We start from the raw sequence: 24,430 nt of genomic DNA, 5'->3' as shown, positions 1-24,430 counted from the left end.
TAGGACATAGATATGATTCATAAGTCATTTATCACACCAAAATCAGATATTACAACCGTAACTGAAAATACAACGATTGCACAAGTAAATGAATTATTTAATTCTCCTGAAGAGGCTCACACACGGACAATGCCAATTTTAGATGAATCTGGCAAGCTTTTTCGGGGAAACGTTTACAAACAACACGTCTATGAACACATTGCAAAGCAAGGTGATATGAATTTGCCAGTTACCGCTATCATGCGTAACTCGACTAAGTTCATTTATACGACTAGTCAGTTTTATGAGGTATTTTTTGCTATTCGCGATTTACCATTTATTGCTGTTCTAGATGAAAATCATTATTTTACTGGGATTTTCACGCATGATGCTTTAATGGACTTATTGTCACAAAGTTGGTCTGTTCGCACTGGTGGTGTGGCTGTATCGATTGCATCACATAATACACAAGGTGATCTCAAGCTCATTTCTGGTATCATTGCACGTTATTCAAACATTGAGTCGGTACTAAGCCTACAAGCCGTTAGTGAAACAGTAACACTTATGTTCACACTGCCAATTAGTGTCGATAGTCCACAACTACAAAAACTGGTAAAGCATCTTGAGAAAAAGCGTTTTCAAGTAACTAGTATTGAAGATTTACAACGTTTCAATGCATAAACTGATATAGTTCAAACAATTCATGAGTCACTAACAATGGTGCTTTCCAAAAGTATCAAATTAGTCACTCTTTTTTTGTTACATAAAAATGTAAGCGCTTGCATAAAATGACACTTAGGCATATACTATAGTTGATAAATGGAACGTTCCATTTTAGTCGTTATGACAATAAAGGAGATGTATCACATGAACAATTCAAAGTGGTGGCAACAAGCCGTTATTTATCAAGTTTATCCCAAAAGCTTTCAAGATAGTAATCAAGATGGCCTAGGTGATTTGCGTGGAATCATCAGTCGACTAGACTATATTAAGCAGTTAGGTGCAGATGTGATTTGGCTTAATCCGGTCTATAAAACTGCTAATATTGATGGTGGCTACGATATCTCAGACTACCAAAGTATCAACCCTGACTTAGGCACAATGTCTGATTTTGATGCATTAGTTACTGAAGCTCATCAACGTGGTTTAAAGATTATGATGGATCTTGTCGTTAATCATACTTCTAGCGATCATGATTGGTTTAAACAAAGTAGTTCATCAACAGACAATCCTTATCGCGACTATTACATTTGGCGCGACCCAGTTGACGGTCATGAACCAAATAACTGGGGATCGTTTTTCTCTGGCCCTGCTTGGACCTACGATGAACAGTCCCAACAATATTATCTACACCTATTTGCTAAAGAGCAGCCTGATCTTAACTGGGATAACCCGGAAGTTCGCAAGGCCATTTTTCGTATGATGAATTGGTGGGCGGCAAAGGGTATTGATGGTTTTAGAATGGATGTCATTTCACTAATATCTAAACCAAAAAATTTAACAGATGATCACGCAGGTAAAGGCCAACCTTATGAAGATGCTGGCCAAGCTGTTGCCAATGGTCCCCATGTACACCAGTATCTCAAAGAAATGAACCAAGAAGTCTTATCAAAATATGATTGGATTACCGTCGGCGAAACTGCCGGTGTCACAACGGAACAAGCTGACAAATACGCTAACCTCGATGGTTCAGAGTTAAATATGGTATTTCAATTTGAACATGTCAGCTTAGATGGTAATGTGAACCCTATACTAGGAAAATGGTCTGATCGTCGTGTCTCATTAGTTGACTTGAGAGAAAATCTTGTTAAGTGGCAAACACAATTAGCCGGCAAAGCGTGGAATAGTCTCTATTGGAACAACCATGATCAACCGCGCGCAGTCTCACGTTTTGGTGACGATGATCCACAATATCGTGACTATTCAGCTAAAATGCTTGGTGCTATGCTACACTTCATGCAAGGTACGCCTTATATTTATCAAGGTGAAGAACTGGGAATGACCAATAGCGCGTGGCATGATTTATCACAATATCGTGATTTGGAATCTCTCAATGCCTATCATGAATTCGTTGATAAAGAAGCACTTGTCTCACCTGAAACTATGCTACGTTACTTACAGACAACTTCTCGCGATAATGCACGTACACCGATGCAATGGGATAACAGCCAGTATGCCGGTTTTAGTCAAAATAAACCCTGGTTGCCCGTCAACGATAACCATACCGAGGTAAATGCGCAACAGCAACTATCAGACAGCAACTCTGTTTTCAATTTCTATAAGCAACTCATCAAGTGGCGCCATACCTTGCCTGTTGTAACAAACGGTACTTTTAGTTTAGTAACAGGCAATGAGAAAGATACAGAAGTCTTTGCTTATACGCGTCAAAACAGTGATCAAACACTGCTAGTCATAGCTAATTTTACTGCAAATCAACTCACACGCTATTACGACATACCAAGTGATCATAAATTAATTGTTCAAAATTATACCGATGATCAGGGCAGCACACTACGCCCTTATGAAACGAAAGTCTACCTTTATCAATCAACTGCTGCAACTGATTAACAAGGAGGTCTTGTATCATGGATAATCATATAAATGCACAGGATAGTTATATTACAGGAAAACTGCCTTGGCGTGAACGACTCAGTTATGGTGCCAGTGACTTTGCCTGCAGCTTTACTTTTAGTCTTATTGGCACTTATTTAATGTATTTTTATACGGATGTATTTGGTATTTCTGCTGCCGCTGTCGGTACCTTAATGCTAGTTGCTCGTGTTATTGATGCCTTAGATGGTCCTTTCTGGGGTATTATGATTGACCACACACATACAAAATGGGGTCGTAGTCGACCATTTCTCTTATGGTTTAATGCCCCGTTTACTATTTTTACCATTCTCTGTTTCACCACACCCAATCTCCCCATGACCTGGAAAATCGTTTGGGCCTATGTCACCTATATTGGTATTGATGTGTTATATTCGGCCGTCAACATCCCCTTGACATCGATTCTGCCAAGTATGACTGCAGACCCTGATGAGCGCGTTGTCTTATCTACGATACGCTCACTCTTCTCAAATTTTGGTGGTACTTTAATTTCTGTTATAGCGTTACCATTAGTTGGCCTGTTTGGTGGCGCAAATAATCCACGGCGTGGCTTCTTTTGGTTAGCTGTCCTTGCTGCTTTGGTATTCTTCGTCATTTATTTATTTGTTTTTGCTAACTTAAGAGAGCGTGTCCAAACACGGCAGTCTCAAAAACCATTGCCGATTAAAACATCTCTCAAAGCCCTTAAGCGTAACTGGCCATGGTTAATTGTGATTGGTCTCAATTTTGTCTACTGGCTGGGTATGCAAACTAAAGGTCAAGTCACTATTTACTTCTTCAAATATAACTTACAGGAACCTGGTTTAGTCTCTCTTGCACTGTTCTTTAATGCCGTTGGTCTTGTCTCTGTCTTCTTAACCCCTTACGTCGTAACAAAAATTGGCAAGAAACGAACCTTGCTGGGCGGTCTACTGATTAGTATTGTCGGTCAACTTATTTTGGGCCTCGGCGCTTGGACTTTAAGCACAGTAACTGTTATTTTAGGCACAATTGTCGGTAACTTTGGTAACGGCTTTGTCGGTGCTTTAATCGCGGTATTATTAGCTGACGCCGTTGATTATGGTGAATGGAAAAATAACGTTCGTGCCGAAGGTATCGTGACTTCTGCTTCAAGTTTTACAGCAAAATTCGGCATGGGCTTAGGTGGCGCCATTACTGGCCTACTACTCTCAATCGGTCACTACGTCCCAAATAAAACGCAAACAGCTGCTTCGCTCTTTAGTATTGAAGCAAACTACGTTTGGGTCCCATTACTTGCACTCGTATTATCCTTTATTCTTATTTTATTCTATCAACTCACGCCAAACAAAGAACGGATTATGCGACAAGAACTTAATGCAAAACACCAAAAAGAAGCTGCCGAGGATGCAGCCTTCAGCAACTAATGAAATGAGGAAATAAACATGCTATCCGAAGACAAATTACAAATCGATCCCACTGAATTTGCGATGACAATCATTCGCAATACACAAAAAGAGCCGAAAACAACGAATACACAGTTCATCAAACAACAATTAACACTCTACTTAGAAACATATTATTTAATTAAAGATTTTAATCACCTTGAAATTAGTCAAATGGATCAGATGAAACAAAAGCAAATTTCCGAATTATTTGATAAAATACTATCAGGTAGGTTTCAACCTTAACATGTCAAAACGTCTGTATCAGACGTTTTTTTAGAAAATAAAAGTAGGTATGACTAGTGGTTAATATGAATGATGTTGCGCGCGTTGCTGGAGTATCGAGAGGGTCGATATCTAATTACATCAATGGTCGTCGTACAAAACCAGCAACACAATTGAAAATAGAAGCAGCTATTGAGCAATTAAATTACGTGCCCAATGCTACTGCACGAGCGCTCAAAACCAACAAGTCAAATTACGTTGTGCTAATTATTCCAACGGTCAACACCCCTTTCTTTTCAGAATTGAGCTACCACATGCAGCTATCATTAAATCAATTTAGCTATAAAATGATTTTATGCAATTCTAATAGTAATCCCGAAGATGAAATTGATTACATTCAAATGGCTAATATGCAAAAAGTAGCTGGCATTATTACCATGTCATATTCCGATATTGCTGATATTGTCTCTCCTAATATTCCACTCGTGGCTATCGAAAAACCTGTTTCGCCTCAATTTCCTCTCGTTGTATCTGACAACTATGCAGGCGGTCAATTAGCAGCCAAACAATTACAGACGCTCGGTGCCAAGAAACTGCTCTTTATTTCTAAAGCACCTGTTAAAAATATATCTAGTATTCGAGAAAAAGGGTTTAAAGATTTTTGTACTAAAAATAACCTATCAGTTAGTACCTTTCTGGCCTCTGACTCACCTGATTTCATTAACGACTTTGAAGCATTCATTATTAATCATACTCACAATCATGATTTTGCTTACGATGGAATATTTTCAGATGCCGATGAGTATGCCAGTGATTTTTGGCATCTGCTTATGCAACAGCATATTGATGTTCCCAACACTGTCCAAATTATTGGTTTTGATGCTGCGCATGTTTATAAACGCCAAAAAATTTTTTTATCCTCAATACGTCAGCCTGTAGAAGCCATTGCCAAAACAACTGTGGAAAAATTATACGAACAAATGGCGTCACAGCATCCCGTATCCCAAGCAACAATTACAACTTTGCCTGTTACTTTTCAACAAGGTTTCACTACAAAAAAAGTTAGACCATAAACGGTCTAACTTTTTTAATTCAAATCAATATACCAGCAAGAATCGCTACTGTCATACCGAGCATAACAATGATTAAGTTTTTGATAGCCAATATGAAGGTCTCTTTTTTGATTGGCCGGGCAGTAAAATGACGCGCATTACTGATAATCAAAGGTAACAAAATAATAATTGCATAACTTGTCACCGGTAACCAACCAACGTACGTCACAATCAACAACGCCACCACGGCTAATATTGCCCAAAATAGATAAAGCTTTTTTGCGGCAGCGATACCAGTATAATGAACAATCGTATGTCTGTTGTTACGTTCATCTTCAGCATGGTCTGCGATATTATTGGCCAACATAATTTCTGCAATAAACACTGTCAAAGGCAAGCTGACCATAAACCATTGCCATAATACACTTGGCATCGGTACCATACGTGTATTGACATATACCTGGGCAACAAAAATGAAATAACCCATGGTGATGCCTGAAACAATTTCTCCAAAAGGCGTATTAGTAATTGGTTTGGGTCCTGCCGAGTACAAATAACCAATTAAAAAGCTGACGATACCAATAATCCATGTCACATAATCAGTACGCACAGCAACTACAACACCAGCAATGGCGGCAATCAATGCCAACCCTGCAGCAACGTACAGTACCTGCTTGTTAGAAATCACTTCACCTTGTGCTGCTTCACGCAAAAACTCATTTTCTTTTTGTCGTTTTGAGTCTTCATAGCGATTAAATGTATTAACTGCTAAATGAACGCATACTGTCGCGATTATGAGTAATAGTGCGTTGGTCCAATTTAAACGGCCATATTGCCACTGACTATAGGCTAATCCGACCATTAAAGGGGCCACACTAGGAATCACAACACGAATCTCAACTAAGTCTAAAAACTGTTTTGGTGTCATTTTTTCAACCTCTAGTCTTTTATTTTACCAGAAAAATATCGTCAGCTAACTTTGAGTTTTATGATAAGCAACTAACCGCACCTCACCATCAATAAATTCACCAATAAAGATATCGCCAATGTGCTGATAACCTTGTGCCTTAACCTGATCATTGAGCCAGTCTTCTGTTTTATCAACCATCTCTAATACATCCACATTAATTTGGCCATCGTAAATAATGGGATACTTAATGCTATCATCACCAAATTCTATCACAGTTAATTGCCCATTCTGCTCCAAAATAGCCCGCTTGACGTCTGCAATTTTATAAATCCCTTGTGTCCGTAGCTTAAACATTAATTCATCAGCCGTCATACTGGCACGTAACACATTATCGACACGAACTTGACCACGTTCAATCACGACGCGTGGTTGCCCATCAATTAGCTTTTTAACAAGGTTGTTATGTTGCTTAGCAAATTTCAACGACATCACGAGCATCGTCCAAATAATAAGCACAATCGTAAATTGGAAAATAGTAATGGTATCGGAATAAATCACTGCCCCAATAATGCCACCTAATACATAATTTTGAACCTGATCTAGTGCTGATGTAGGCGCTAAATTACCTTTACCCATAATATTAATTTGGATAATTAACGCTAACAAACCAATCGCTAATTTAATTAAAATCGGAAAATAGGTTGTCATTTGATATAGTTAATCTCCTTTGCTGTAATATAAGTTCGCGTTAATGTATAAGACTGTTGGTCAGGACTAATTGTCATCCGAAAAAACTTGTCCTTTATTTTAACAATCATGCCATCATTGATCGTTTTTTGATTAAAATAGAGGTCATTTTTACTTACATGTTGTGTCTCAGCAACTTTTTGTGCAAAAGAAGGCATCTGCGTTACTTGTGTATCATTTGACTTTGCTTGTTCATAGTCTGTATATCTAGCACCTGCTAAAAATAAAAACAACAATAATGCAATAATACTTAAGTCTCGATATTTAGTATTATAACGATTTCGTAATGAGGCAACTGCACCAACCGCCATTAATCCAAAAACAACTACCATAGTATAAATGACAATCGTATCGTTCAAGTTAGCATTCTGACTTAAAAAATTAATACTATAAAAATTCACAATCTATCTCTCCCCCGACCGCTTTTTAAAACAATTCAAACAACAATAAAAAGCGCAGTTTATGTTTATTACAAACAGCTGCGCTTTACTCATCTTAATTAAAAAACACTTCTATAACTGTTTAGGATCAAAACTGTTATCGATAACACTATTTGGGGCTAATTGTTGGAGCGTTTTGAGACTCATACTAACGGTGCTTGTTCCGCTCGTTATGAAAGGCTTAATCGTCTTTCCGGATAAATCATTTACTGCCAAAAATCCGCGCATAGCGTGTGCCATGTCCATGCCATACATTGGATAACCGAGATATATCGTATCATCTGATAACACATCTGTCGGCGCTTTTTTGACTTCTGGTATGCTCTGTGTGGCAATTTCCTTAGTAATACGTGGCGTTGCTAATATTGTACTACTTGGATAGGGTACAACTGGTTCGATAGCATATAAGCGATCGCCTGTTTTGTTGGCTATCTCCTCTGCAACCTTTTTCGTATGCCCACCCTGTGAAAAGTAAATAATCATATACGCCTCCAATGATTGCTCGCTGGCAACTCTTAATTAGTTTCTATGACAGTATACCGCAACCCTGAAGCTTTATCAATTCACAAAAAAACGATAAACCCTATCAAAAAGGTTATCGTTTGACTGTATCACTTCATTACATCATGCCTGGCATACCACCTTGTGGCATAGGCATAGGTGTTTCATCTTTTGGTTCTTCAGCAACTACCGCCTCAGTAGTCAACAACAAAGCTGAGACAGAGGCTGCATTTTGCAAGGCAGAGCGTGTTACCTTAGTTGGATCCACGATACCAGCGGCAATCATATCAACCCATTCATCAGTTGCCGCATTGTAACCAAATCCTTCGTCTTGATCTTTCAACTTGTTGACAATTACTGAGCCTTCAAGGCCAGCATTCTCAGCAATCTGACGTACTGGTGATTCAAGCGCCTTAATCACTGTGTTAATGCCAGTCTGTACATCGCCAGCCTCTGACAAAGCTTCTACAGCAGAAATGGCATTAACAAGCGCTGTGCCACCCCCAGCAACGAAACCTTCTTCAACAGCTGCACGCGTTGCGTTCAAAGCATCTTCGATACGATACTTGCGTTCCTTGAGTTCAGTTTCGGTTGCTGCACCAACGTTAATGACGGCAACACCACCAGCCAATTTTGCCAAACGCTCTTGTAACTTTTCGCGATCAAAGTCAGAAGTTGTTTCAGCGATTTGTTGCTTAATTGTTTCCACACGCGTTGCTACAGCTGCTTTGTCACCACCGCCTTCAACAATCGTTGTGTTGTCCTTTGTCACATTAACCTTGCTTGCTTGTCCAAGCTGATCAATTGTAACATCTTTCAAATTCAATCCAAGATCTTCGGTAATAACCGTACCACCAGTTAAGATAGCAATGTCTTCAAGTTGTGCTTTACGACGATCACCGAATCCTGGTGCCTTAACCGCAACAACATTAAATGTACCACGCATCTTGTTTAGTACAAGTGTTGGTAATGCTTCACCGGTGATATCATCAGCAATAATTAGCATCGCGCGACCTTGCTCAACAACAGCTTGTAACACAGGCAAAATATCTTGAATGTTACCAATCTTCTTATCTGTAATCAAGATGTATGGATTATCCAAGTTTGCTTCCATCTTGTCATTGTCAGTTACCATGTACTGTGACATGTAACCTCGATCGAATTGCATACCTTCAACAACATCGAGTGTTGTTTCAATACCCTTTGATTCTTCAATGGTAATGACACCGTCATTACCAACCTTATCCATTGCCTCGGCAATTAAAGCACCTACTTCTTCATTAGCCGCTGAAATTGAAGCAATCTGAGCAATTTCATCTTTTGTATTAACTGTATGTGACATTTCATGCAATTTTGCGACAGCAGCCGCAGTTGCCTTTTCAATACCCGTACGGATACCAACTGGGTTAGCCCCAGCTGTGACGTTTTTCAAGCCTTCTGCAACGATTGCTTGTGTCAAAACCGTTGCTGTTGTTGTGCCATCACCAGCAATATCATTTGTCTTTGAGGCGACTTCAGCGACTAGTTTAGCGCCCATATTCTCAAAATGATCTTCTAATTCAATTGCTTTAGCAATTGTTACACCATCATTTGTGATCGTTGGTGCGCCGTATGACTGTTCCAAAACAACATTACGGCCCTTAGGACCAATTGTTGTCTTAACTGTGTCAGCAAGCTTATCAACGCCAGCCTTCATCTTAGCACGTGCATCTTCTGAAAACTTTAATTCTTTAGCCATTGTTAAAATACCTCTTTAGAATTTTTATCGTTATATTTTGAATTCACTTAAAAAGTGACTACGTCTCTTTTGTTGTTACTCAACAATCGCAACAATATCCTTTTCATGAAGTGCCAAATAATCTGCCCCTTCAAATGATACTTCTTGCCCTGCATACTTATCAAACAAGACCTGATCACCAGACTTAACTGTTAGGTCTTGCTTTGAACCATCGTTTAGAACATAGCCTGAACCAACAGCCACAACTTTACCTGTGACTGGCTTATCCTTGGCATTATTAGCTAAAACAATGCCACCAACTGTTTGTTCTGCAGCTTCTGTTACTTCAATAATCACGCGATCACCTAATGGCTTCAACATGAGACAATACCTCCGATTTTTAAGTTTTAGCACTCTTTTACAATGAGTGCTAATTACAATTTTAAGTATAGCACTTTACCATGAATTGTCAATAAAAAAAGCACATTTTCATCATTAGAAAATGACTTCATCTGCTTAGGTAATTGTTCTCTATAAGAAAGTTCCACCATGTGCTTCACTGATATCATAAGCTATCATAAATGCTTCTGGATCAACTTGGTGCACACCGCGAATTAAACGATTATAATCGTGGTTATCTAAAATAACCATTAACATTTCACGACCATCACCAGTATAACCACCACGAACATCCATTGCTGTATAACCAGTCTCATTTTCTGATAAATAGTCTTTAACTGCATTGATGTGATGATTACTTGTAATATAAACCATCTTGCGTCTATCTAATCCAGTTTCAATATAATTCATGACAACTGCGGTAATCATCAAAGAAAAGAAAGCTAATAATAATGCTTCGATCCCTTCCGTTACTAAGTTACCTAACGAGACAACCATATCAATAACTAACAATGAAACAGCCGGCGCAATACGAAAATATTTTTTTAAAATCATTGGCGGCACTGCTGTACCCCCACTCGATGCATCAACACGATACAATAATGCCACGCCAATAGCAAAAATAGTACCGCCCACAAGCACAGAAAAGGTTCTATCTGTTAAGACTTGTTCACTAGGTGTGATTTTTAAAAGAATTGGTAAGATAAGACTACCAAATGTTATTCTGGCAGTTGTCCCTCGATCAAGAAACACAGCTGCTAAAACAATCATAATGATATTGATGGCGAGTACCGTGACAGCACGATCAACACCAAACAATTCGTTTACTAAAATAGCAAAACCAGTTGCACCACCAGCAGCTACTTTAGCGGGCGCATAAAAAAAGTTAATACTAATGGCAACAATTTCTAACGCCGTAATAATAATCACATATCGTAAAATTTGATACTTCTGTAATAATTTCATTAAACGCCTTTCTTAACGTGCTTTTTTTTAAATATTCTGAGTAGCCGTTTAATTAGTGTTGGATTTTTGAGTACTTTATCGTTACCCAGATGCTCGCGTATTAATTTTAATATCTTGCCAGCTTCAGGTGACGAAAAATCAAAAACACCTTTATCCGTTTGAATTTTAAAACGTCGACCAATTTTATTTTTAGAAACACTAGCATAGACAACCGTCATATTGGCCCAAGGGATTTGAATAAAATCTGACACATTATTATCATTGAAGAACTCGAAAGCGCGATCGCCAATTAAAAATTTGCCGTATTGCGCACCGATACCCAAATAGGAAATACCTTTCGTTGTTAATTCGGCTTTTGAATTCAGTGATTGTACCATGCTTTTCCTCCATCAGAAAACTTGTGATAATTAACTCTATTTATCGTATCATTAAATTGAATACGTTCACAATGGTTTGTGTCATTTATATGTACAAAGGCGCTCGTCGCAGAAGACGAGCGCACTTTATAAGTTATGATAATTACATAATGTGAAGTACACGCATGAGGATTCCAAAGATAAAGATACCAATAATCATAACAATCGGTGATACTTTCTTCTTAAGTAACCACATAGCTAGGAATGTCAACAACAAGCCCATTAACCCAGGAATCAAGCTGTCTAAGTTACCTTGCAATGTATTAGGTGCCATTTTAGTTAGTGACAAGCCAGATGCTTGTTGTGACAAGATTTCTTGCAACTTACCACCACTGACTGCACCGTTAGGGAACTTGATATAAGCGCCTTCAGCTAACTTCTTAGCTGGCAATTCAACGGCAAACTTAATCGATACCCATCGCTCAACCAACACAGCTAGAATGAACATACCAAGAATTGATGCACCCTTGGTAATATCCTTTAACAAACCACCAGATAAATCTTGGGTAATTGCTGAACCAGCCTTATAACCAAATTCCTGTGTATACCATATGAAAGACATACGGATAACGTTCCACAAAACGAAGAACAAAATTGGGCCTAATATGTTGCCTCCTAATGCTAATGACGCACCAAGCGCACCTAAGATTGGTCGCACAGTGAACCAGAACACTGGGTCACCGATTCCGGCCAAAGGACCCATCATACCAATCTTAACACCTTGAATCGCTGTATCATCGATTGGTGCACCATTAGCGCGCTCTTCTTCCAGCGCCAATGTTACACCAATAATTGGCGAAGCAACATAGGGATGTGTGTTAAAGAATTCCAAGTGACGCTTTAGGGCAGCTGTACGGTCTTCTTTTGTCGTGTATAATTTTTTAATTGCTGGGATTAAGGCATATGCCCAACCCACGTTTTGCATACGCTCGTAGTTCCATGAGCCCTGCAAGAATTGTGAACGCCATGCAACAGACATGCGATCGCTACGTGTTAATTCGATTTTTTCAGCCATCATGTTGCTCCTTCCTAGTACTGGTTCAAAATGTCGCCGACTGGGTCACCCGAGCCACCACCATTTGAACCACCGCCACCATTACCACCCATCTTTGATAGGTTAAGGTAAATCAAAGCCAGAGCAACACCGATTGCACCAAGGGCAATCAATGTTAATTGGCTAACGGCAGCTAATGCGAAACCGATAGCAAAGAATGGCCATACTTCGCGTGTTGCCATCATGTTGATAACCAGAGCATAACCTACGGCAACAACCATACCACCACCGATAGTCATACCACCTGTCAACCAATCAGGCATAGCGCCCAACGCATTTTGAACTGCTGAAGCAGGAACTGCAATTAGTAAAGCGGCGGGAATTGCAATACGCAACCCTTGTAGTAAAATACCAACCAAATGCAAACGTTCGATTGTCTGATACTTACCTTCTTTAGCCGCCGCATCGGCACCGTGTGTCAAACCAACAGAGATTGTACGTACAATCATTGTTAGGAACAGCCCAGCAACCGCCAACGGAATGGCTGATGCTACGGCAACACCAATTCCTGATGTTGAGAAGTTATTACCCTTAACCATGATAATGGCTGAAGCAACTGATGCTAGCGCAATATCAGGTGCCACAGCGGCACCAATGTTGGCCCAACCAAGGGCAATCATTTGTAGCGAACCACCCAGCACAATACCTGCTGTCAAGTGACCGGTTACTAATCCAATTAAAGTTGCCGAAACCAATGGTTGATGAATCTGAAATTCATCTAAAATACCTTCCATACCTGCAAAGAAGGCAATGATTACGACTAAAATCATTGCGATAATAGACATAGTTTAAACACCTTTCCTAATAAACATTCATTTATTGAACGTTAGCTTTTTTAATTAAGTCAAACAAGTTAGCCTGGCTGTCGCTTGGCACTTTACGGACGTCGAACGAAACACCTAAATCACGCAACTTTTCAAATGCTGCAACATCTGTTTTGTTCATCGACAATACTTTGTTGACCATCGTCTTACCTTCTGAGTGTGCCATTGAACCAACGTTCAATGTTTTAATTGGCACACCGCCCTCAACGGCACGTAACACATCTTCAACCGTTTCAAACAATAAGAACGCATCCACACCGCCAAAACGATCGTCTTTGGCAACTTCTACCATTTTACTAATTGGTACAATGTTTGCCTTAACTCCATTTGGCGCAGCTTGCTGGATTAAATTCTTACGCAGTTCATCACCAGCAACAGCATCTGAGACAACGATAATGCGATTTGCTTTTGAATCCGGTGTCCAAGCTGTTGCCACTTGTCCGTGCAACAAACGTGTGTCCAAGCGCACAAGCTTGATGTTGATGTGCCCTTCTTTCAAACCAGCAATTGGTGCGTCTGACTTGGCATCTGCTGGTGTCGCCTCTTCAGCTTCAGGGACAGACTTAACACCATCTTTAGCGACCGGCACTAAGTATTTAGCTAAGTCAGCCGCAGTATTCATACCTAAGCGACCACCATACGCCTCGATCAACATAGGTAAATTCAATCCAGCAATAATAGCCTTATGCTCAGGATCTTGCTGCTGAATCAAACTCGCACGGTTGAACGGCGAACCACCCCACAAATCAACTAGGAATAAGGTGTCATCATCATTATCAAACTTTGCTAATGCTTCTTGATAATGCTTATCTAAGTCATCTGGTCCTTCGGTAGGCTGAAAAGTCACGACTTCAACGTTTTCTTGTTCTCCGAAAATCATTGATCCTGACATCAAAATGCCCTTTGCAAAGTCACCATGACTGGCAACAATAAGATTAACCATTGATAATCTCCTTCTCAATAAATTGTTTACTATACGATTATAATCGAATTACAGTGTAATGTAAACGCTTTCACAATAAATTTTATCATCTATTGTTTACATTTGATATTATACGCTAACCTGCCATCAAAGTAAACGCTTTCATTACCTTTTGCAAACTGTTATCAAAAAATTTACATTTATTTTCTGGAAACTTTACATTAAATTAATTATCTAAGTATGCTAACTCTTGTGATTGGTAGCTATTTGGCGTGACAAAACTCACCACAACCTCGCCAGAACCATCTAATGTGTATTGCTGTGTATCTTTAAACATAATGAAATTATCGCCTTTTTCGAATTGATAAGTTCCTTCTGAATCCTGTAACGTAATTTGCCCCGATATTACATTGAATAGTTCATATTGATGGTGTTGGTTAAATTGACTAGTCCCTCGCACAGACAATTTATCAATTGTAAATTTTGGAGAGGTCAATAGGCGAGTAACAACCGTACTATCTTGAATACGTACACGTTGATTTAAAATAGGGTCAACGTGTGGCACTTTTGTCACAGACAAAGCTTCAGTAATCTGCAATGGTCTTTTTTTGTGTGTAGTATGATCCACACGATCAAAATCATAAAAACGATAAGTCGTATCCGCACTTTGTTGTATTTCAAGTGCTAAAACGCCAGCCCCTAGGGCATGGAATGTGCCAGCAGGTACATAAAAAAAATCACCCTTTTTCACAGGTATTGTCCGCAATAACGCATCCCACGCTTTATTGTCGACAAATTGCTTCAGTTCTGGCATTGTTTTTGCATGATGCCCATAGAATAATTTAGCATTTGACTCTGCATCTAAAATGTACCAACTTTCTGTTTTACCAAAATTTTCAGAAGATTGTTTGTCATTTGGATGTACTTGAATGGATAAGTTATCTTGCGCGTCTAATATTTTGACTAATAACGGAAACGTTTCATTGACATGGTGCCCACCGAATAAATCTGGTTGATTATCCCAGAGTTCTTTTAACGTCTGCCCAGCATAATCTCCATTAACGATAGTCGAAACACCATTTTTGTGCGCAGCAATTACCCAAGCTTCACCAACATGGTCGGATTTCAAATCATATTTAAATTGTTTTAATCGTGTCCCGCCCCAAATTTTATCATGAAGCGCTGGTTTTAAAATCAATACAGTCATTGTTTTTCTCCTTAGTGAACCGTGATATTAGTAGACATTTTAACGATATATGTATGCGCTTTCATTCTAACACAACAAAAAAGATTGTTTCAAAATTATTTAAAAACAATCCCTTTAATGTTGTGATACTAATCTTTACGACGCTTACCCTTGAACACTGATAATAACGATACTAACCCAAGAGCCATGACCCCATGACTTAGTACACCAGAATAGCGATCTGATGTTGCCGTATGAGGTAATTTGTTATTTTTGGATTTTCTATCAGTTTCATTTTGATTCGTTTCTGTTACTCTAGTTGCACTTTGTTCGCTGGTAGCACCGTCTTGACCGTTCTTGCCAGCTAAGCCGTTCTTGCCGTCTTGGCCGTCCTTACCGTCTAAGCCGTTCTTACCAGCTTCGCCATTCTTGCCGTCTTGGCCATTCTTGCCAGCTTCGCCGTTCTTGCCAGCTTCACCATTCTTGCCGTCTTGGCCGTTCTTACCAGCTTCACCGTTCTTACCGTCTAAGCCGTTCTTACCAGCTTCACCATTCTTGCCGTCTTGACCGTCCTTACCGTCTAAGCCATTCTTGCCGTCTTGGCCATTCTTGCCGTCTTGGCCATTCTTGCCAGCTTCACCATTCTTGCCGTCTAAGCCATTCTTGCCGTCTTGACCGTTCTTACCGTCTAAGCCATTCTTGCCAGCTTCACCGTCCTTACCGTCTAAGCCGTTCTTACCAGCTTCGCCGTCCTTACCGTCTTGACCGTCCTTACCGTCTAAGCCATTCTTGCCGTCTTGGCCATTCTTGCCGTCTTGGCCATTCTTGCCAGCTTCACCATTCTTGCCGTCTAAGCCATTCTTGCCGTCTTGACCGTCCTTACCGTCTAAGCCGTTCTTACCAGCTTCGCCGTCCTTGCCGTCTTGACCGTCCTTACCGTCTAAGCCGTTCTTACCAGCTTCGCCGTCCTTACCGTCTAAGCCGTTCTTACCAGCTTCGCCGTCCTTACCGTCTAAGCCGTTCTTACCAGCTTCGCCGTCCTTACCGTCTAAGCCATTCTTGCCGTCTTGGCCATTCTTGCCAGCTTCACCGTTCTTACCGTCTTGGCCGTTCTTGCCGTCTTGACCGTCCTTACCGTCTAAGCCATTCTTACCGTCTTGACCGTCCTTACCGTCTGTAACATAAGTATAAATTACCCAGATATTCTGTTCACCGTCTGAATTTTTTACGAAACACCCCCCAGAAGCATCAGACGTACCTAAATAATGTAGCTTCTGATCATTAGAGTCTTTTATATTTCCAACCGCTTGGTCTAATGTTTGCGGTATATTGTAAATTGTAGACTCGTTCTTTGAATTGTAGCTAATAAAGTTTCCATTTTTATCATAAAAAGATTGTCCAGATTTTCCAGTCAATTTTGTTGAAGGTAACAACTCAACACCATTAATATTTTTCAATACATAGTGTACATTAGCTTTCTTAATCTGGGGTTCGTAAGCCACGGTAATCTCACGTAATTGATTAGGTTCAGTTGCAGTAACTATTTGTTTTGTTGTGTTGAAATTTTCATTAGTTGATTGCTTATCTGTTGTTCCTACTACTTTATATCCAGATATTTTTTTATTCTTGATAGCAGGAAAACTGTTGCTATCCAACTGTTTCCAACCATTTGTGCCAGTTATGGTTTCACTAATAACATCTTTACCATTAATATCTTTAGTTACTTTCTTGACAACAGTAGGATTGCCCACTTTATCAGTTCCAATCTCACCAGTTGTCGTCCAATGTTCAACATAGTCGGTTCCATCTTCTCTAACTCGTGTTAAAGTAATAAACTTTTTATTATTACTATCATTAGTTTCGTAACTATCAGCCAACTTATTTCCCGAGGTATCTACATAGTTTATTCTTTCGTTGATTGATTTTATGGGTATTTGTGTATATGAAATGGTATTTTTATGATAAGCAACTGTGGGTTTCTGAACAAAAGCTAGTTTATCAGAATTAAGAATATGAATATCGTGCCACCAACGTGCATCGTTACGCATAGCTACAGAACCAAAATATAATGTAGGTCTATCAGATGTGAAATCAGTAAATGATACACCTTCTTGTATAGCATAAATTTCAGGATCATCATCTTCACCGCTAGGCGATTGAAATTCAGAACTAGTATTAGCGTAAGCTAACCCATTTTTTACATTAGTCTTAGAACCAGTAGAGCTAATATTAGTCAAACCTATAGTAGAACCCGCGGAAATAACAGCAGTTTGTGCATCATACGTTTGAGCATATTCTTTACGATTAATTGACCAATTATCCCATGGTTCTGCTGGATTTAACTTGGCTGGACCATCATAATTCGTAGAACTTAATGAACCACTCAAGAAATATACTTTTGGTTCACCATTTTTACCAGTCATTTTTGAAATTGGTACAATTTCCTCCGTTCCTGAATACGTCATCCAAAATGTTGTAGCCCAATTCAAATTGTTCATACGAACATTCTGAATCAGATTGCTAGATATTTCCACTGATGGCAAACCCGGTTTCTTGTAATCGGTTTCATCATTAAAGTTTCCATTTTGAAGTTGAAAATCGTGAAAAGACTGATGAAAATCTACATTAATTTGTTTTGTTTTTATATTACCTAAACCATCTTGGCCGTCTGCAATACTAAGTGTAGCAGCATTCGTCCAACTTTTAGTAATGGTAGATCCAATTAATTGAGAACCGGTGTATTTCCAAACAGTATCACTTTGTGGTGTGATACTGTCACCCGTAGTTGGTTGCATATCATTTATAATGGGTTGCCCAGTTTTATTGTCAACATCCCATGTTTTTTTATCTGCCAAAATATAAACCTTAGTTGGCTCTAATTTAGTTTTCTGTGCTGTCTTAGCATCTGGTTGACTATTATCTTGCTTTGTTCTACTTGTATCTAACGTTAAGGCCTGTTTATTCCCCGAGGTTGCAATTTGTGTTTTCCCATCTTTATTGCTTTTTTTATTGGTATCTAAGGCTTTCTGGTATGCTTGTTCATCCTGTTGTGCATTATTTAAATTACCAACTTGCTTTTTATAATCTTCAGTATCTGAATCTTGGGTAGATTGTAATTGTAAACTACTATCAGCAGAGTTAGTCCCTTGAATACTTGTGATATTTGATGCTTTACTATTTTCTCGAACATCAACATTGGCCTTTTTAGCATCTTTTATACTTTGATCAAGATCGGCACTTGATACTGATTTATCCAGAGTCTTAGATTTTGGTGAGCTTTCAATACTTTGTTTATCTGCCACGGTATTATCCGTGCTAGCGGAGACAGAAACAGTAGTTGCTCCCATAACAGCAGCAACAATTGATGCTGTTACCCAAATTTTCCCTGATTTGTATAATTTATAATGTTCTTTTTTATTTTCCATTTTTCCCCCACGAAGTGTCATGACATTAATGTACCTACTGAATATTTATAGATTACTATCAAATAATTTTTTCATGTATAAGCTTTTAATATCCCCCTTTAATCATAGCTAGCGTTTATATTACCATCTTAATTTTTTCAAATCATTGTATTTTTTAGCCATTAATATCAAAAAAAGGGATTTCTATTTTTTAAACATTATCACGTCACAATGTGTTCCTTTAAAACATGGTATCTTGTTATACGGTTATACGAATAATCGTATTTTTTTCAAATAAAAAAAGCGGTTAACCGCTTTTGTATTACTTTAGTAAACATTAAATCGAAAAAATATCCCCGATAGCCATTTCTAGCCCATCCGCTATCTTTTTGGCTGTTGGTGGTGATGGAAATTTTTTGGTATTTAGATATTCAACCATCAGCGAGTAATTAACGCTTATTCGTTTTGAAAATCCAGCAATTGTCTCACCTTGCATGGCTATCTTTTCTTTGACCTGTTCCGGATTTTTAAATTTCAATGTTAATGCCACAATATTACCCCTTTTTTAATTATTACTATGTTGTTATTATACAGTCGCTGTATCACATCGTCAAACGTTTTTTCAGTTATTTGTTTTACATTTGTTTATTGTTTGCTTTATAGTTGTACATAATACATTCCAACAAGGAAAACAATTGATAATATGATATCTAAAGAAATTTTCGGTTTAGAAATTAAAAGAATACGCGAGCAAAAGCATTTTACTGTTCGTCAAACAGCACTCCAAGGGCACATATCACCTGCCTACCTATCTCAAATTGAGAATGGTAATAAAAATATACCTAAGGTTGAAACACTCTATAAAATTGCTAAAGGTCTAAGAATTTCTGAGAACGAAATTTTAGATATAGCAGGTATCACTACCCATGAAAATGATAAAACTGATCGTTACACAATTGACTTAGGTGAACAACTTGATAACGATAAACTGCTATTATCTTTTGAAGGTAAAGAGCTATCACCAGAATATCGACAAGCTATTCTATCTATTTTAAAAACATTACCTGATGCTAAAAAAGACTGAGCAGCGACCTTCATTTAAAAGTGATGCGATTCAAGAATATTTTGAGCGTATTATTTACCAAAATAAATTAACTATACTTCACCTTCACGGTTCAGCCTATGATCCTGATGTGGTGAATTTAAATAAGCGTGTGATTATTATTAATTGCAATTATGAAACGCACTTTAGTTATGATTTTCGTGTTGCACATGAAATAGCACACCTTTTGCATCAACTTTCTTCATCAAACTATCACCGCAATTATTTTACGAAAGTAACAATTGAAAAAAGGGCACATATAGATGCAATCCAATTACTCTTAGATTTTTATTTTGCTGATTTGACATCACAAAAGTGGCGTTGGGACAACCGCTTCAATTTTATTAATACCTTTGGTTTAGGTCCATTGACGCACTTAGTGGAACGTTTATTAACACCAATCAAAAAAGTATGTGAGTAAATTAAAAACACACATACTTTTTTAGTTACTATAATTTAAAACCTTTACGCGTTGGATAATTTGATAAAGGTTCCATATCTCGGTCCCTAGTCAATAATTTCGTGTTATTTTTAAACCACGAGCTATCAACCCCACGATCAGCATAATAGGCCTTCATTGTGTTGTCATAAGCCATAACTGTTTTTTCTAAAGTGGCTTGATCATAACCGTCTTTCATAAGTACACCTGACAGAGGAAGCTTTGGTTTAATGCCAGGTTCTTGATCTGGATAGCCTAAGGAAAATCCCATAACAGCCTTAACAAATTTTGGTAATTTCAAGCGCGCTTCGTATAATTCAAAAGACCCCAACGCACCGGCCATGGTCACGCTTCCCAAACCTAGTGATTCAGCAGCAACTTGAGCACGTCCTAAGGCAATACCAGCTGAAACAATTGCCCCCTCCAACATAGGGTAACTGGCTAACCGTTCTTCTGCCAGTTGACGCACCTCTGGCGTCAAGCCAATTAAGTCCTTATTAAAATCAATTGCCACAACAAAATAGCGCGCAGCACTTTCAATATATTTCATGCCAACCTGCGTTGTAATTTCTGCTTTGAATGCTTGATCGGTAATTTCAATAAAAGTCACTGGTTGAAAGTTATTGATATTTGGTCCAGCAATAGCCGCACTGAAAATCGTTTCAACGATATCATCTGATATAGGCTTGTCGGTATAGGCACGAATAGATTTATGATTCTTGAGTAAATCAATTACAGGATTTGTCATTGTTTTTATATAATTATGTATACACGCTCGAGCGCGAACATAATCATTATTCCTCCATTATTATAATAAATAGATTTTACCATGTTTTTATGATAAGATAATAAGAATATTAGTGGAGGCGACTATGCAATTCGGAAAATTCCGTATCGGGTTACGCACACTAAAGACAGCAATGGCCGTTATGCTCATTATTACCGCCTTCTATTTCTTCAAGCGCCCACCATTTGTTGCCGCATTGGCATCAGTATTTGCGCTAAGAGAAAGTTGGGATAAAACATTAAGCTTTGCTAAGATCCGTCTCATTTCAAACATGGTCGGCGGGTTACTAGCCTTAGTCTATTTTATGGTTCATACGTCTACGTCTCATGCAGTATGGGTGTCAATGATTTTCTTACCTTTTTTAGTTGTTGTAGCCATTGTTTTCTTAGACGGTTTTAACTATAATAGCGGTGTCATTGGTGCACTAGCGGCACTATTAATGATTTCACTAAACATTCCAAGTGGGGCAACTGTGCTTTATGTCATTGATCGTATTGCTGATACATTTATTGGTGTCTTTGTAGCCATTGCTGTTAATCGATTTGCGTCCCCCGATCCAAAAAAATAAGGCTTGACGCCTTATTTTTTTTGCTAACCATTAACTTTTTTTGACTAATTATATACCTAGAAAATGTTCTATTGTTTCCAATACGCCATCATTGACATTGGTATTTAAAGCCTTGTTTTGAACTGCGGTTAGCATGAATGAATTGGCATTTGGCATGACAAAACTATTAGGATACTTTTGAAGCATCTCTAGATCGTTCCCATTATCACCAAAAGTCATTACTTCACTGTCTAACACATCATAATAATCCTGCAACACCTGCAAACCGGCAGCCTTATCTACACCTTTACCCAACACATCCACCGAACCAAATCCCGAACCGGTTGCATGAAGTTCACTACCAAATATTTCTCGTAATTCAGCAACATGTTGTTGCACTTCATCATTCGGCCAAACAAACGTAATTTCTAAAATATGGTCATCAACCTCCATAAGCTTTTCAACTTGTTTAACATTAGGATAAAATTGAAATACCATCTCAGCTACTGGCCCCGTAGCATGATTAGAAACATATGTTGCCCGATCACCAGTCATAATAATAATATTTTCCGCTGATTCTGGGTTTTTAGCATTCCAAGCAATCACTTTTGATAGCTGTGCTGGTGATAAATGCACAGCGTATAGCTGTTCTTGACTCGTCGCGACCATAGCCCCATTTGAACCAACAAAGTCAATTTCGTAACCTTTACCAATTGTTGGTTCAAATAGTTCTTGTAAGTTTTTAACTTGTCGCCCAGAAGCCGCGACAAAACGCATGTCGCGCGCTTTCATATTATCCAAAATACGCTCAAAACGACCTTGGCTATATTCGTCATTAGCTGTTAAAAACGTGCCATCCATATCAGAGGCAATCATCCTAATGTTCACTGGTCTCCCACCTTTTAAAAAATGTTAATGCGTAATCTATTACGCCATATTAAACTTGTTAATGAATAAAAATCTATGCGAAGCCAAACAAAATTGTATCAGAAAGTAGTGATACAGTATTGTTCAATTTAACATAGATAACTCATTAATTATAACATATTAATTTTAAAAACCGCCTTTTGGCGGTTTTTAACTAAATTGCTCAAGATACATCTGATATGCACTATCATCAAGAACCCAATCAAGCTCACCAATATATTCAGCATGCGGATCATGATAGGCAAAGCCATGTTTAAATTTATATAGCCCATCTGTTGGCACAAAGTCCCCCACACCACCAAAATCGTAGGCTACTTTACCCAGGGCCAAGCCCCATTGTAACATATGCCACTGCACTGCATAAGGCCCATAATGCTTGGCATAACGACGATCAGATCCAGCATACATATACCAAATTTCGTCCCCATAACTAAAGCCAATGCCACTAGCAACAACATGGCCCTCAAAGTGAGCTAAGAATACCTTAAATAGTCCTGTCCCTTGCCATAGTTTTTGCATACGCAAGAAATAATCAATTGGACGATGTGTAATACTTTGAGCTGTAGCCATCATCACATAGGTCTCAAAGAATGCCCGGACATCGGCTTCGCTATCACCAGAAGTTACTGTCACACCATCCTTGGCTGCACGTCTAATTTGATTACGATAATCACGCTTAAAATGCAACATCAGGTCATCTTCATTGGTAATTGGTTTAGCGCCTTCACCACGACCATCGTAATATAAGACAACGTTCTTTCGTGGTTGTATATTGCCATGCATGTGCGTAATATCGCGATTACGAGTGACAAAACCTGCGTTTTGATAAGCTGTATTACGTGCTGGTGTGTAAGGCACTTCAGGGTCCATCCGAATTAAAAATACATTATCTGGTAAAGCTGTCAAAGCTTCCTCAATCATAGACTTTATCAAATCAATATCGTCGATGTCCGCAATCGGCCCGCGACCAGCATAGCCTAGTAACTTGCCAGTAACAGCTTCAACCGTTAAGACTGACAAAACTGCATCAATACGGCCATTAGTCTCATGGTAAACGTAGACATGACCCCAATTAGATTTTAATTCACCCCAAAGCGGATCCTGTGTTACCTGCCCTCTTGGATCACGACGAACAAATTCTTGGTAGGCGGTAACTTTCTCTGCATCATTTAAATCTAAAATAGCCATCTGAATTATAACCCTGTCGTAATTGAACCATAGTTATCAATAAAATAAACCAATGTTTGCAATTCATTTGTTAAATCAACGTTCTGCACACGCACATTATTTGGTACAGTCACACGCAGTGGTGTAAAGTTCAAAATACCTTTAATCCCTGCTTCAACAAGCTTATCAGTAATCTCTTGTGCGACACCTTGTGGAACAGTTAAAATAGCAATATTAATGCGCTGTGCTGTAATCTGTTCTGTTAACTCACTCATGGCATAGATAGGCACACCAGCCATAATCGTTCCAGCTCGAGTTTCATCAACGTCAAAGGCAGCGGAAATACGCATATTTGAAGATTGATGGAAGTTAAAGTTTAGGAGCGCTTGTCCAAGATTACCAGCGCCAATCAAAGCAACATTAATTAAGCTGTCTTGATCTAAAACATTAGCAAAAAAATCTAATAGTGCTTTCACATCATAACCATAACCACGCTTACCAAGTGCACCAAAATAAGAAAAATCACGACGTATTGTTGCCGCATCAAATTTAATAGCATCACTAAGTTCTGCTGATGAAATGCGATCAGTCCCCGCATCGTGTAAAAATGTTAAGTAACGGAAGTATATCGGCAATCTTTTTGCCGTAGCACGTGGAATTTTTGGTTGTTGAGTCATAGTTTCTCCAATTCATTTAAGTCACCATC

The 24,430-nt window shown here is 38.7% G+C and carries 26 protein-coding genes; 8 read left to right on the top strand and 18 right to left on the bottom strand.

The window, feature by feature from the left end:
- Window positions 1–12: 12 nt before the first annotated feature.
- The 5 genes from cbpA to FGL72_RS00655 all read left to right on the top strand — a co-directional run bounded on the left by cbpA (window position 13) and on the right by FGL72_RS00655 (window position 5,290).
- Complete coding sequence (cbpA, locus tag FGL72_RS00675; protein ID WP_004901521.1) at window positions 13–660, top strand: cyclic di-AMP binding protein CbpA; 648 nt, start codon at window positions 13–15, stop codon at window positions 658–660.
- A gap of 186 nt (window positions 661–846) precedes the next feature.
- Window positions 847–2,547 carry a glycoside hydrolase family 13 protein gene (locus tag FGL72_RS00670; RefSeq protein ID WP_085699598.1) on the top strand — a complete coding sequence of 567 codons (1,701 nt, stop codon included), beginning with the start codon at window positions 847–849 and terminating at the stop codon, window positions 2,545–2,547.
- Between the two features lie 17 nt (window positions 2,548–2,564).
- Window positions 2,565–3,974, top strand: coding sequence for a glycoside-pentoside-hexuronide (GPH):cation symporter (locus FGL72_RS00665; RefSeq protein ID WP_040190584.1), 1,410 nt, complete (start codon window positions 2,565–2,567; stop codon window positions 3,972–3,974).
- Between the two features lie 18 nt (window positions 3,975–3,992).
- A complete protein-coding gene (locus FGL72_RS00660; RefSeq protein WP_004901528.1) occupies window positions 3,993–4,238 on the top strand; it encodes a hypothetical protein in 246 nt (81 codons plus the stop codon).
- 65 nt (window positions 4,239–4,303) lie between these two features.
- On the top strand, window positions 4,304–5,290 hold the full coding sequence (locus tag FGL72_RS00655; protein ID WP_146992947.1) for a LacI family DNA-binding transcriptional regulator: 987 nt from the start codon (window positions 4,304–4,306) through the stop codon (window positions 5,288–5,290).
- Window positions 5,291–5,309: 19 nt separating this feature from the next.
- Here the strand turns inward: FGL72_RS00655 and FGL72_RS00650 are convergent, their stop codons facing one another.
- The 14 genes from FGL72_RS00650 to FGL72_RS00585 form a co-directional block, all read right to left on the bottom strand.
- Window positions 5,310–6,197: a prenyltransferase gene (locus tag FGL72_RS00650; protein WP_004906724.1), complete on the bottom strand. Its 888-nt coding sequence runs from the start codon at window positions 6,195–6,197 to the stop codon at window positions 5,310–5,312.
- 45 nt (window positions 6,198–6,242) lie between these two features.
- Window positions 6,243–6,887, bottom strand: coding sequence for a DUF421 domain-containing protein (locus FGL72_RS00645; protein WP_004905436.1), 645 nt, complete (start codon window positions 6,885–6,887; stop codon window positions 6,243–6,245).
- Window positions 6,884–7,327 (bottom strand): DUF3290 family protein, encoded by a 444-nt coding sequence (locus tag FGL72_RS00640; RefSeq protein ID WP_146992291.1) that lies wholly within the window; start codon window positions 7,325–7,327, stop codon window positions 6,884–6,886. Before FGL72_RS00640 ends, FGL72_RS00645 begins: the two co-directional genes overlap by 4 nt.
- 111 nt (window positions 7,328–7,438) lie before the next feature.
- On the bottom strand, window positions 7,439–7,849 hold the full coding sequence (locus FGL72_RS00635; protein ID WP_012305410.1) for a flavodoxin: 411 nt from the start codon (window positions 7,847–7,849) through the stop codon (window positions 7,439–7,441).
- A 136-nt stretch (window positions 7,850–7,985) separates the two neighbouring features.
- Window positions 7,986–9,605 carry a chaperonin GroEL gene (gene groL, locus FGL72_RS00630; RefSeq protein WP_004906732.1) on the bottom strand — a complete coding sequence of 540 codons (1,620 nt, stop codon included), beginning with the start codon at window positions 9,603–9,605 and terminating at the stop codon, window positions 7,986–7,988.
- A 75-nt stretch (window positions 9,606–9,680) separates the two neighbouring features.
- Window positions 9,681–9,965, bottom strand: coding sequence for a co-chaperone GroES (gene groES / locus FGL72_RS00625; protein ID WP_004901550.1), 285 nt, complete (start codon window positions 9,963–9,965; stop codon window positions 9,681–9,683).
- A gap of 150 nt (window positions 9,966–10,115) precedes the next feature.
- The gene (locus tag FGL72_RS00620; RefSeq protein ID WP_004905442.1) at window positions 10,116–10,949 is read right to left on the bottom strand and encodes a YitT family protein; all 834 of its coding nucleotides are present in this window, start codon (window positions 10,947–10,949) and stop codon (window positions 10,116–10,118) included.
- Window positions 10,949–11,326, bottom strand: a complete 378-nt coding sequence (locus tag FGL72_RS00615) for a DUF956 family protein (RefSeq protein ID WP_004901554.1) — start codon at window positions 11,324–11,326, stop codon at window positions 10,949–10,951. The genes FGL72_RS00620 and FGL72_RS00615 overlap by 1 nt, the downstream gene beginning before the upstream one ends.
- A 142-nt stretch (window positions 11,327–11,468) precedes the next feature.
- Window positions 11,469–12,380: a PTS system mannose/fructose/sorbose family transporter subunit IID gene (locus FGL72_RS00610; RefSeq protein WP_036058395.1), complete on the bottom strand. Its 912-nt coding sequence runs from the start codon at window positions 12,378–12,380 to the stop codon at window positions 11,469–11,471.
- A 14-nt stretch (window positions 12,381–12,394) separates the two neighbouring features.
- The gene (locus FGL72_RS00605) at window positions 12,395–13,204 is read right to left on the bottom strand and encodes a PTS mannose/fructose/sorbose transporter subunit IIC (RefSeq protein ID WP_004901559.1); all 810 of its coding nucleotides are present in this window, start codon (window positions 13,202–13,204) and stop codon (window positions 12,395–12,397) included.
- A gap of 31 nt (window positions 13,205–13,235) precedes the next feature.
- Window positions 13,236–14,186 (bottom strand): mannose/fructose/sorbose PTS transporter subunit IIA, encoded by a 951-nt coding sequence (locus FGL72_RS00600; RefSeq protein WP_004901562.1) that lies wholly within the window; start codon window positions 14,184–14,186, stop codon window positions 13,236–13,238.
- A 205-nt stretch (window positions 14,187–14,391) separates the two neighbouring features.
- Window positions 14,392–15,372, bottom strand: coding sequence for a type I phosphomannose isomerase catalytic subunit (locus tag FGL72_RS00595; protein ID WP_085699592.1), 981 nt, complete (start codon window positions 15,370–15,372; stop codon window positions 14,392–14,394).
- Between the two features lie 128 nt (window positions 15,373–15,500).
- On the bottom strand, window positions 15,501–18,776 hold the full coding sequence (locus FGL72_RS00590; RefSeq protein ID WP_186727980.1) for a KxYKxGKxW signal peptide domain-containing protein: 3,276 nt from the start codon (window positions 18,774–18,776) through the stop codon (window positions 15,501–15,503).
- 316 nt (window positions 18,777–19,092) lie between these two features.
- Window positions 19,093–19,305, bottom strand: coding sequence for a helix-turn-helix domain-containing protein (locus FGL72_RS00585; protein ID WP_085699586.1), 213 nt, complete (start codon window positions 19,303–19,305; stop codon window positions 19,093–19,095).
- Window positions 19,306–19,458: 153 nt separating this feature from the next.
- Here FGL72_RS00585 and FGL72_RS00580 point away from each other — a divergent pair, with 153 nt between their 5' ends.
- Window positions 19,459–19,839 carry a helix-turn-helix domain-containing protein gene (locus FGL72_RS00580; RefSeq protein ID WP_004899048.1) on the top strand — a complete coding sequence of 127 codons (381 nt, stop codon included), beginning with the start codon at window positions 19,459–19,461 and terminating at the stop codon, window positions 19,837–19,839.
- Window positions 19,823–20,278 carry an ImmA/IrrE family metallo-endopeptidase gene (locus FGL72_RS00575; protein ID WP_133286005.1) on the top strand — a complete coding sequence of 152 codons (456 nt, stop codon included), beginning with the start codon at window positions 19,823–19,825 and terminating at the stop codon, window positions 20,276–20,278. Before FGL72_RS00580 ends, FGL72_RS00575 begins: the two co-directional genes overlap by 17 nt.
- 28 nt (window positions 20,279–20,306) lie before the next feature.
- On the opposite strand, the gene FGL72_RS00570 is transcribed toward FGL72_RS00575, so the two are convergent.
- On the bottom strand, window positions 20,307–21,044 hold the full coding sequence (locus tag FGL72_RS00570) for a nitroreductase family protein (protein WP_085699582.1): 738 nt from the start codon (window positions 21,042–21,044) through the stop codon (window positions 20,307–20,309).
- A 124-nt stretch (window positions 21,045–21,168) separates the two neighbouring features.
- On the opposite strand from FGL72_RS00570, the gene FGL72_RS00565 reads away from it, so the two are divergent.
- Window positions 21,169–21,651, top strand: a complete 483-nt coding sequence (locus FGL72_RS00565; protein WP_004899061.1) for an FUSC family protein — start codon at window positions 21,169–21,171, stop codon at window positions 21,649–21,651.
- A gap of 48 nt (window positions 21,652–21,699) precedes the next feature.
- Here FGL72_RS00565 and FGL72_RS00560 read toward each other — a convergent pair whose 3' ends face one another.
- The 3 genes from FGL72_RS00560 to FGL72_RS00550 all read right to left on the bottom strand — a co-directional run bounded on the left by FGL72_RS00560 (window position 21,700) and on the right by FGL72_RS00550 (window position 24,401).
- Window positions 21,700–22,518: an HAD-IIB family hydrolase gene (locus FGL72_RS00560; RefSeq protein ID WP_036058290.1), complete on the bottom strand. Its 819-nt coding sequence runs from the start codon at window positions 22,516–22,518 to the stop codon at window positions 21,700–21,702.
- A 189-nt stretch (window positions 22,519–22,707) separates the two neighbouring features.
- Window positions 22,708–23,745 carry a lipid II:glycine glycyltransferase FemX gene (locus tag FGL72_RS00555; protein WP_004905568.1) on the bottom strand — a complete coding sequence of 346 codons (1,038 nt, stop codon included), beginning with the start codon at window positions 23,743–23,745 and terminating at the stop codon, window positions 22,708–22,710.
- Window positions 23,746–23,750: 5 nt separating this feature from the next.
- The gene (locus FGL72_RS00550) at window positions 23,751–24,401 is read right to left on the bottom strand and encodes a redox-sensing transcriptional repressor Rex (RefSeq protein WP_004899069.1); all 651 of its coding nucleotides are present in this window, start codon (window positions 24,399–24,401) and stop codon (window positions 23,751–23,753) included.
- Window positions 24,402–24,430 lie beyond the last annotated feature (29 nt).

Source organism: Leuconostoc citreum, from assembly GCF_007954785.1.
GTDB lineage: Bacteria > Bacillota > Bacilli > Lactobacillales > Lactobacillaceae > Leuconostoc > Leuconostoc citreum.
This window is presented reverse-complemented; position numbering and strand designations above follow the sequence as displayed.

Coding starts and splice junctions, on each gene's coding strand:
- cbpA (WP_004901521.1), top strand. CDS start 13: ATGATTCATAAGTCATTTATCACACCAAAATCAGATATTACAACCGTA.
- FGL72_RS00670 (WP_085699598.1), top strand. CDS start 847: ATGAACAATTCAAAGTGGTGGCAACAAGCCGTTATTTATCAAGTTTAT.
- FGL72_RS00665 (WP_040190584.1), top strand. CDS start 2,565: ATGGATAATCATATAAATGCACAGGATAGTTATATTACAGGAAAACTG.
- FGL72_RS00660 (WP_004901528.1), top strand. CDS start 3,993: ATGCTATCCGAAGACAAATTACAAATCGATCCCACTGAATTTGCGATG.
- FGL72_RS00655 (WP_146992947.1), top strand. CDS start 4,304: ATGAATGATGTTGCGCGCGTTGCTGGAGTATCGAGAGGGTCGATATCT.
- FGL72_RS00650 (WP_004906724.1), bottom strand. CDS start 6,197: ATGACACCAAAACAGTTTTTAGACTTAGTTGAGATTCGTGTTGTGATT.
- FGL72_RS00645 (WP_004905436.1), bottom strand. CDS start 6,887: ATGACAACCTATTTTCCGATTTTAATTAAATTAGCGATTGGTTTGTTA.
- FGL72_RS00635 (WP_012305410.1), bottom strand. CDS start 7,849: ATGATTATTTACTTTTCACAGGGTGGGCATACGAAAAAGGTTGCAGAG.
- groL (WP_004906732.1), bottom strand. CDS start 9,605: ATGGCTAAAGAATTAAAGTTTTCAGAAGATGCACGTGCTAAGATGAAG.
- groES (WP_004901550.1), bottom strand. CDS start 9,965: ATGTTGAAGCCATTAGGTGATCGCGTGATTATTGAAGTAACAGAAGCT.
- FGL72_RS00620 (WP_004905442.1), bottom strand. CDS start 10,949: ATGAAATTATTACAGAAGTATCAAATTTTACGATATGTGATTATTATT.
- FGL72_RS00615 (WP_004901554.1), bottom strand. CDS start 11,326: ATGGTACAATCACTGAATTCAAAAGCCGAATTAACAACGAAAGGTATT.
- FGL72_RS00610 (WP_036058395.1), bottom strand. CDS start 12,380: ATGGCTGAAAAAATCGAATTAACACGTAGCGATCGCATGTCTGTTGCA.
- FGL72_RS00605 (WP_004901559.1), bottom strand. CDS start 13,204: ATGTCTATTATCGCAATGATTTTAGTCGTAATCATTGCCTTCTTTGCA.
- FGL72_RS00600 (WP_004901562.1), bottom strand. CDS start 14,186: ATGGTTAATCTTATTGTTGCCAGTCATGGTGACTTTGCAAAGGGCATT.
- FGL72_RS00595 (WP_085699592.1), bottom strand. CDS start 15,372: ATGACTGTATTGATTTTAAAACCAGCGCTTCATGATAAAATTTGGGGC.
- FGL72_RS00590 (WP_186727980.1), bottom strand. CDS start 18,776: ATGGAAAATAAAAAAGAACATTATAAATTATACAAATCAGGGAAAATT.
- FGL72_RS00580 (WP_004899048.1), top strand. CDS start 19,459: ATGATATCTAAAGAAATTTTCGGTTTAGAAATTAAAAGAATACGCGAG.
- FGL72_RS00575 (WP_133286005.1), top strand. CDS start 19,823: ATGCTAAAAAAGACTGAGCAGCGACCTTCATTTAAAAGTGATGCGATT.
- FGL72_RS00570 (WP_085699582.1), bottom strand. CDS start 21,044: ATGACAAATCCTGTAATTGATTTACTCAAGAATCATAAATCTATTCGT.
- FGL72_RS00565 (WP_004899061.1), top strand. CDS start 21,169: ATGCAATTCGGAAAATTCCGTATCGGGTTACGCACACTAAAGACAGCA.
- FGL72_RS00555 (WP_004905568.1), bottom strand. CDS start 23,745: ATGGCTATTTTAGATTTAAATGATGCAGAGAAAGTTACCGCCTACCAA.
- FGL72_RS00550 (WP_004899069.1), bottom strand. CDS start 24,401: ATGACTCAACAACCAAAAATTCCACGTGCTACGGCAAAAAGATTGCCG.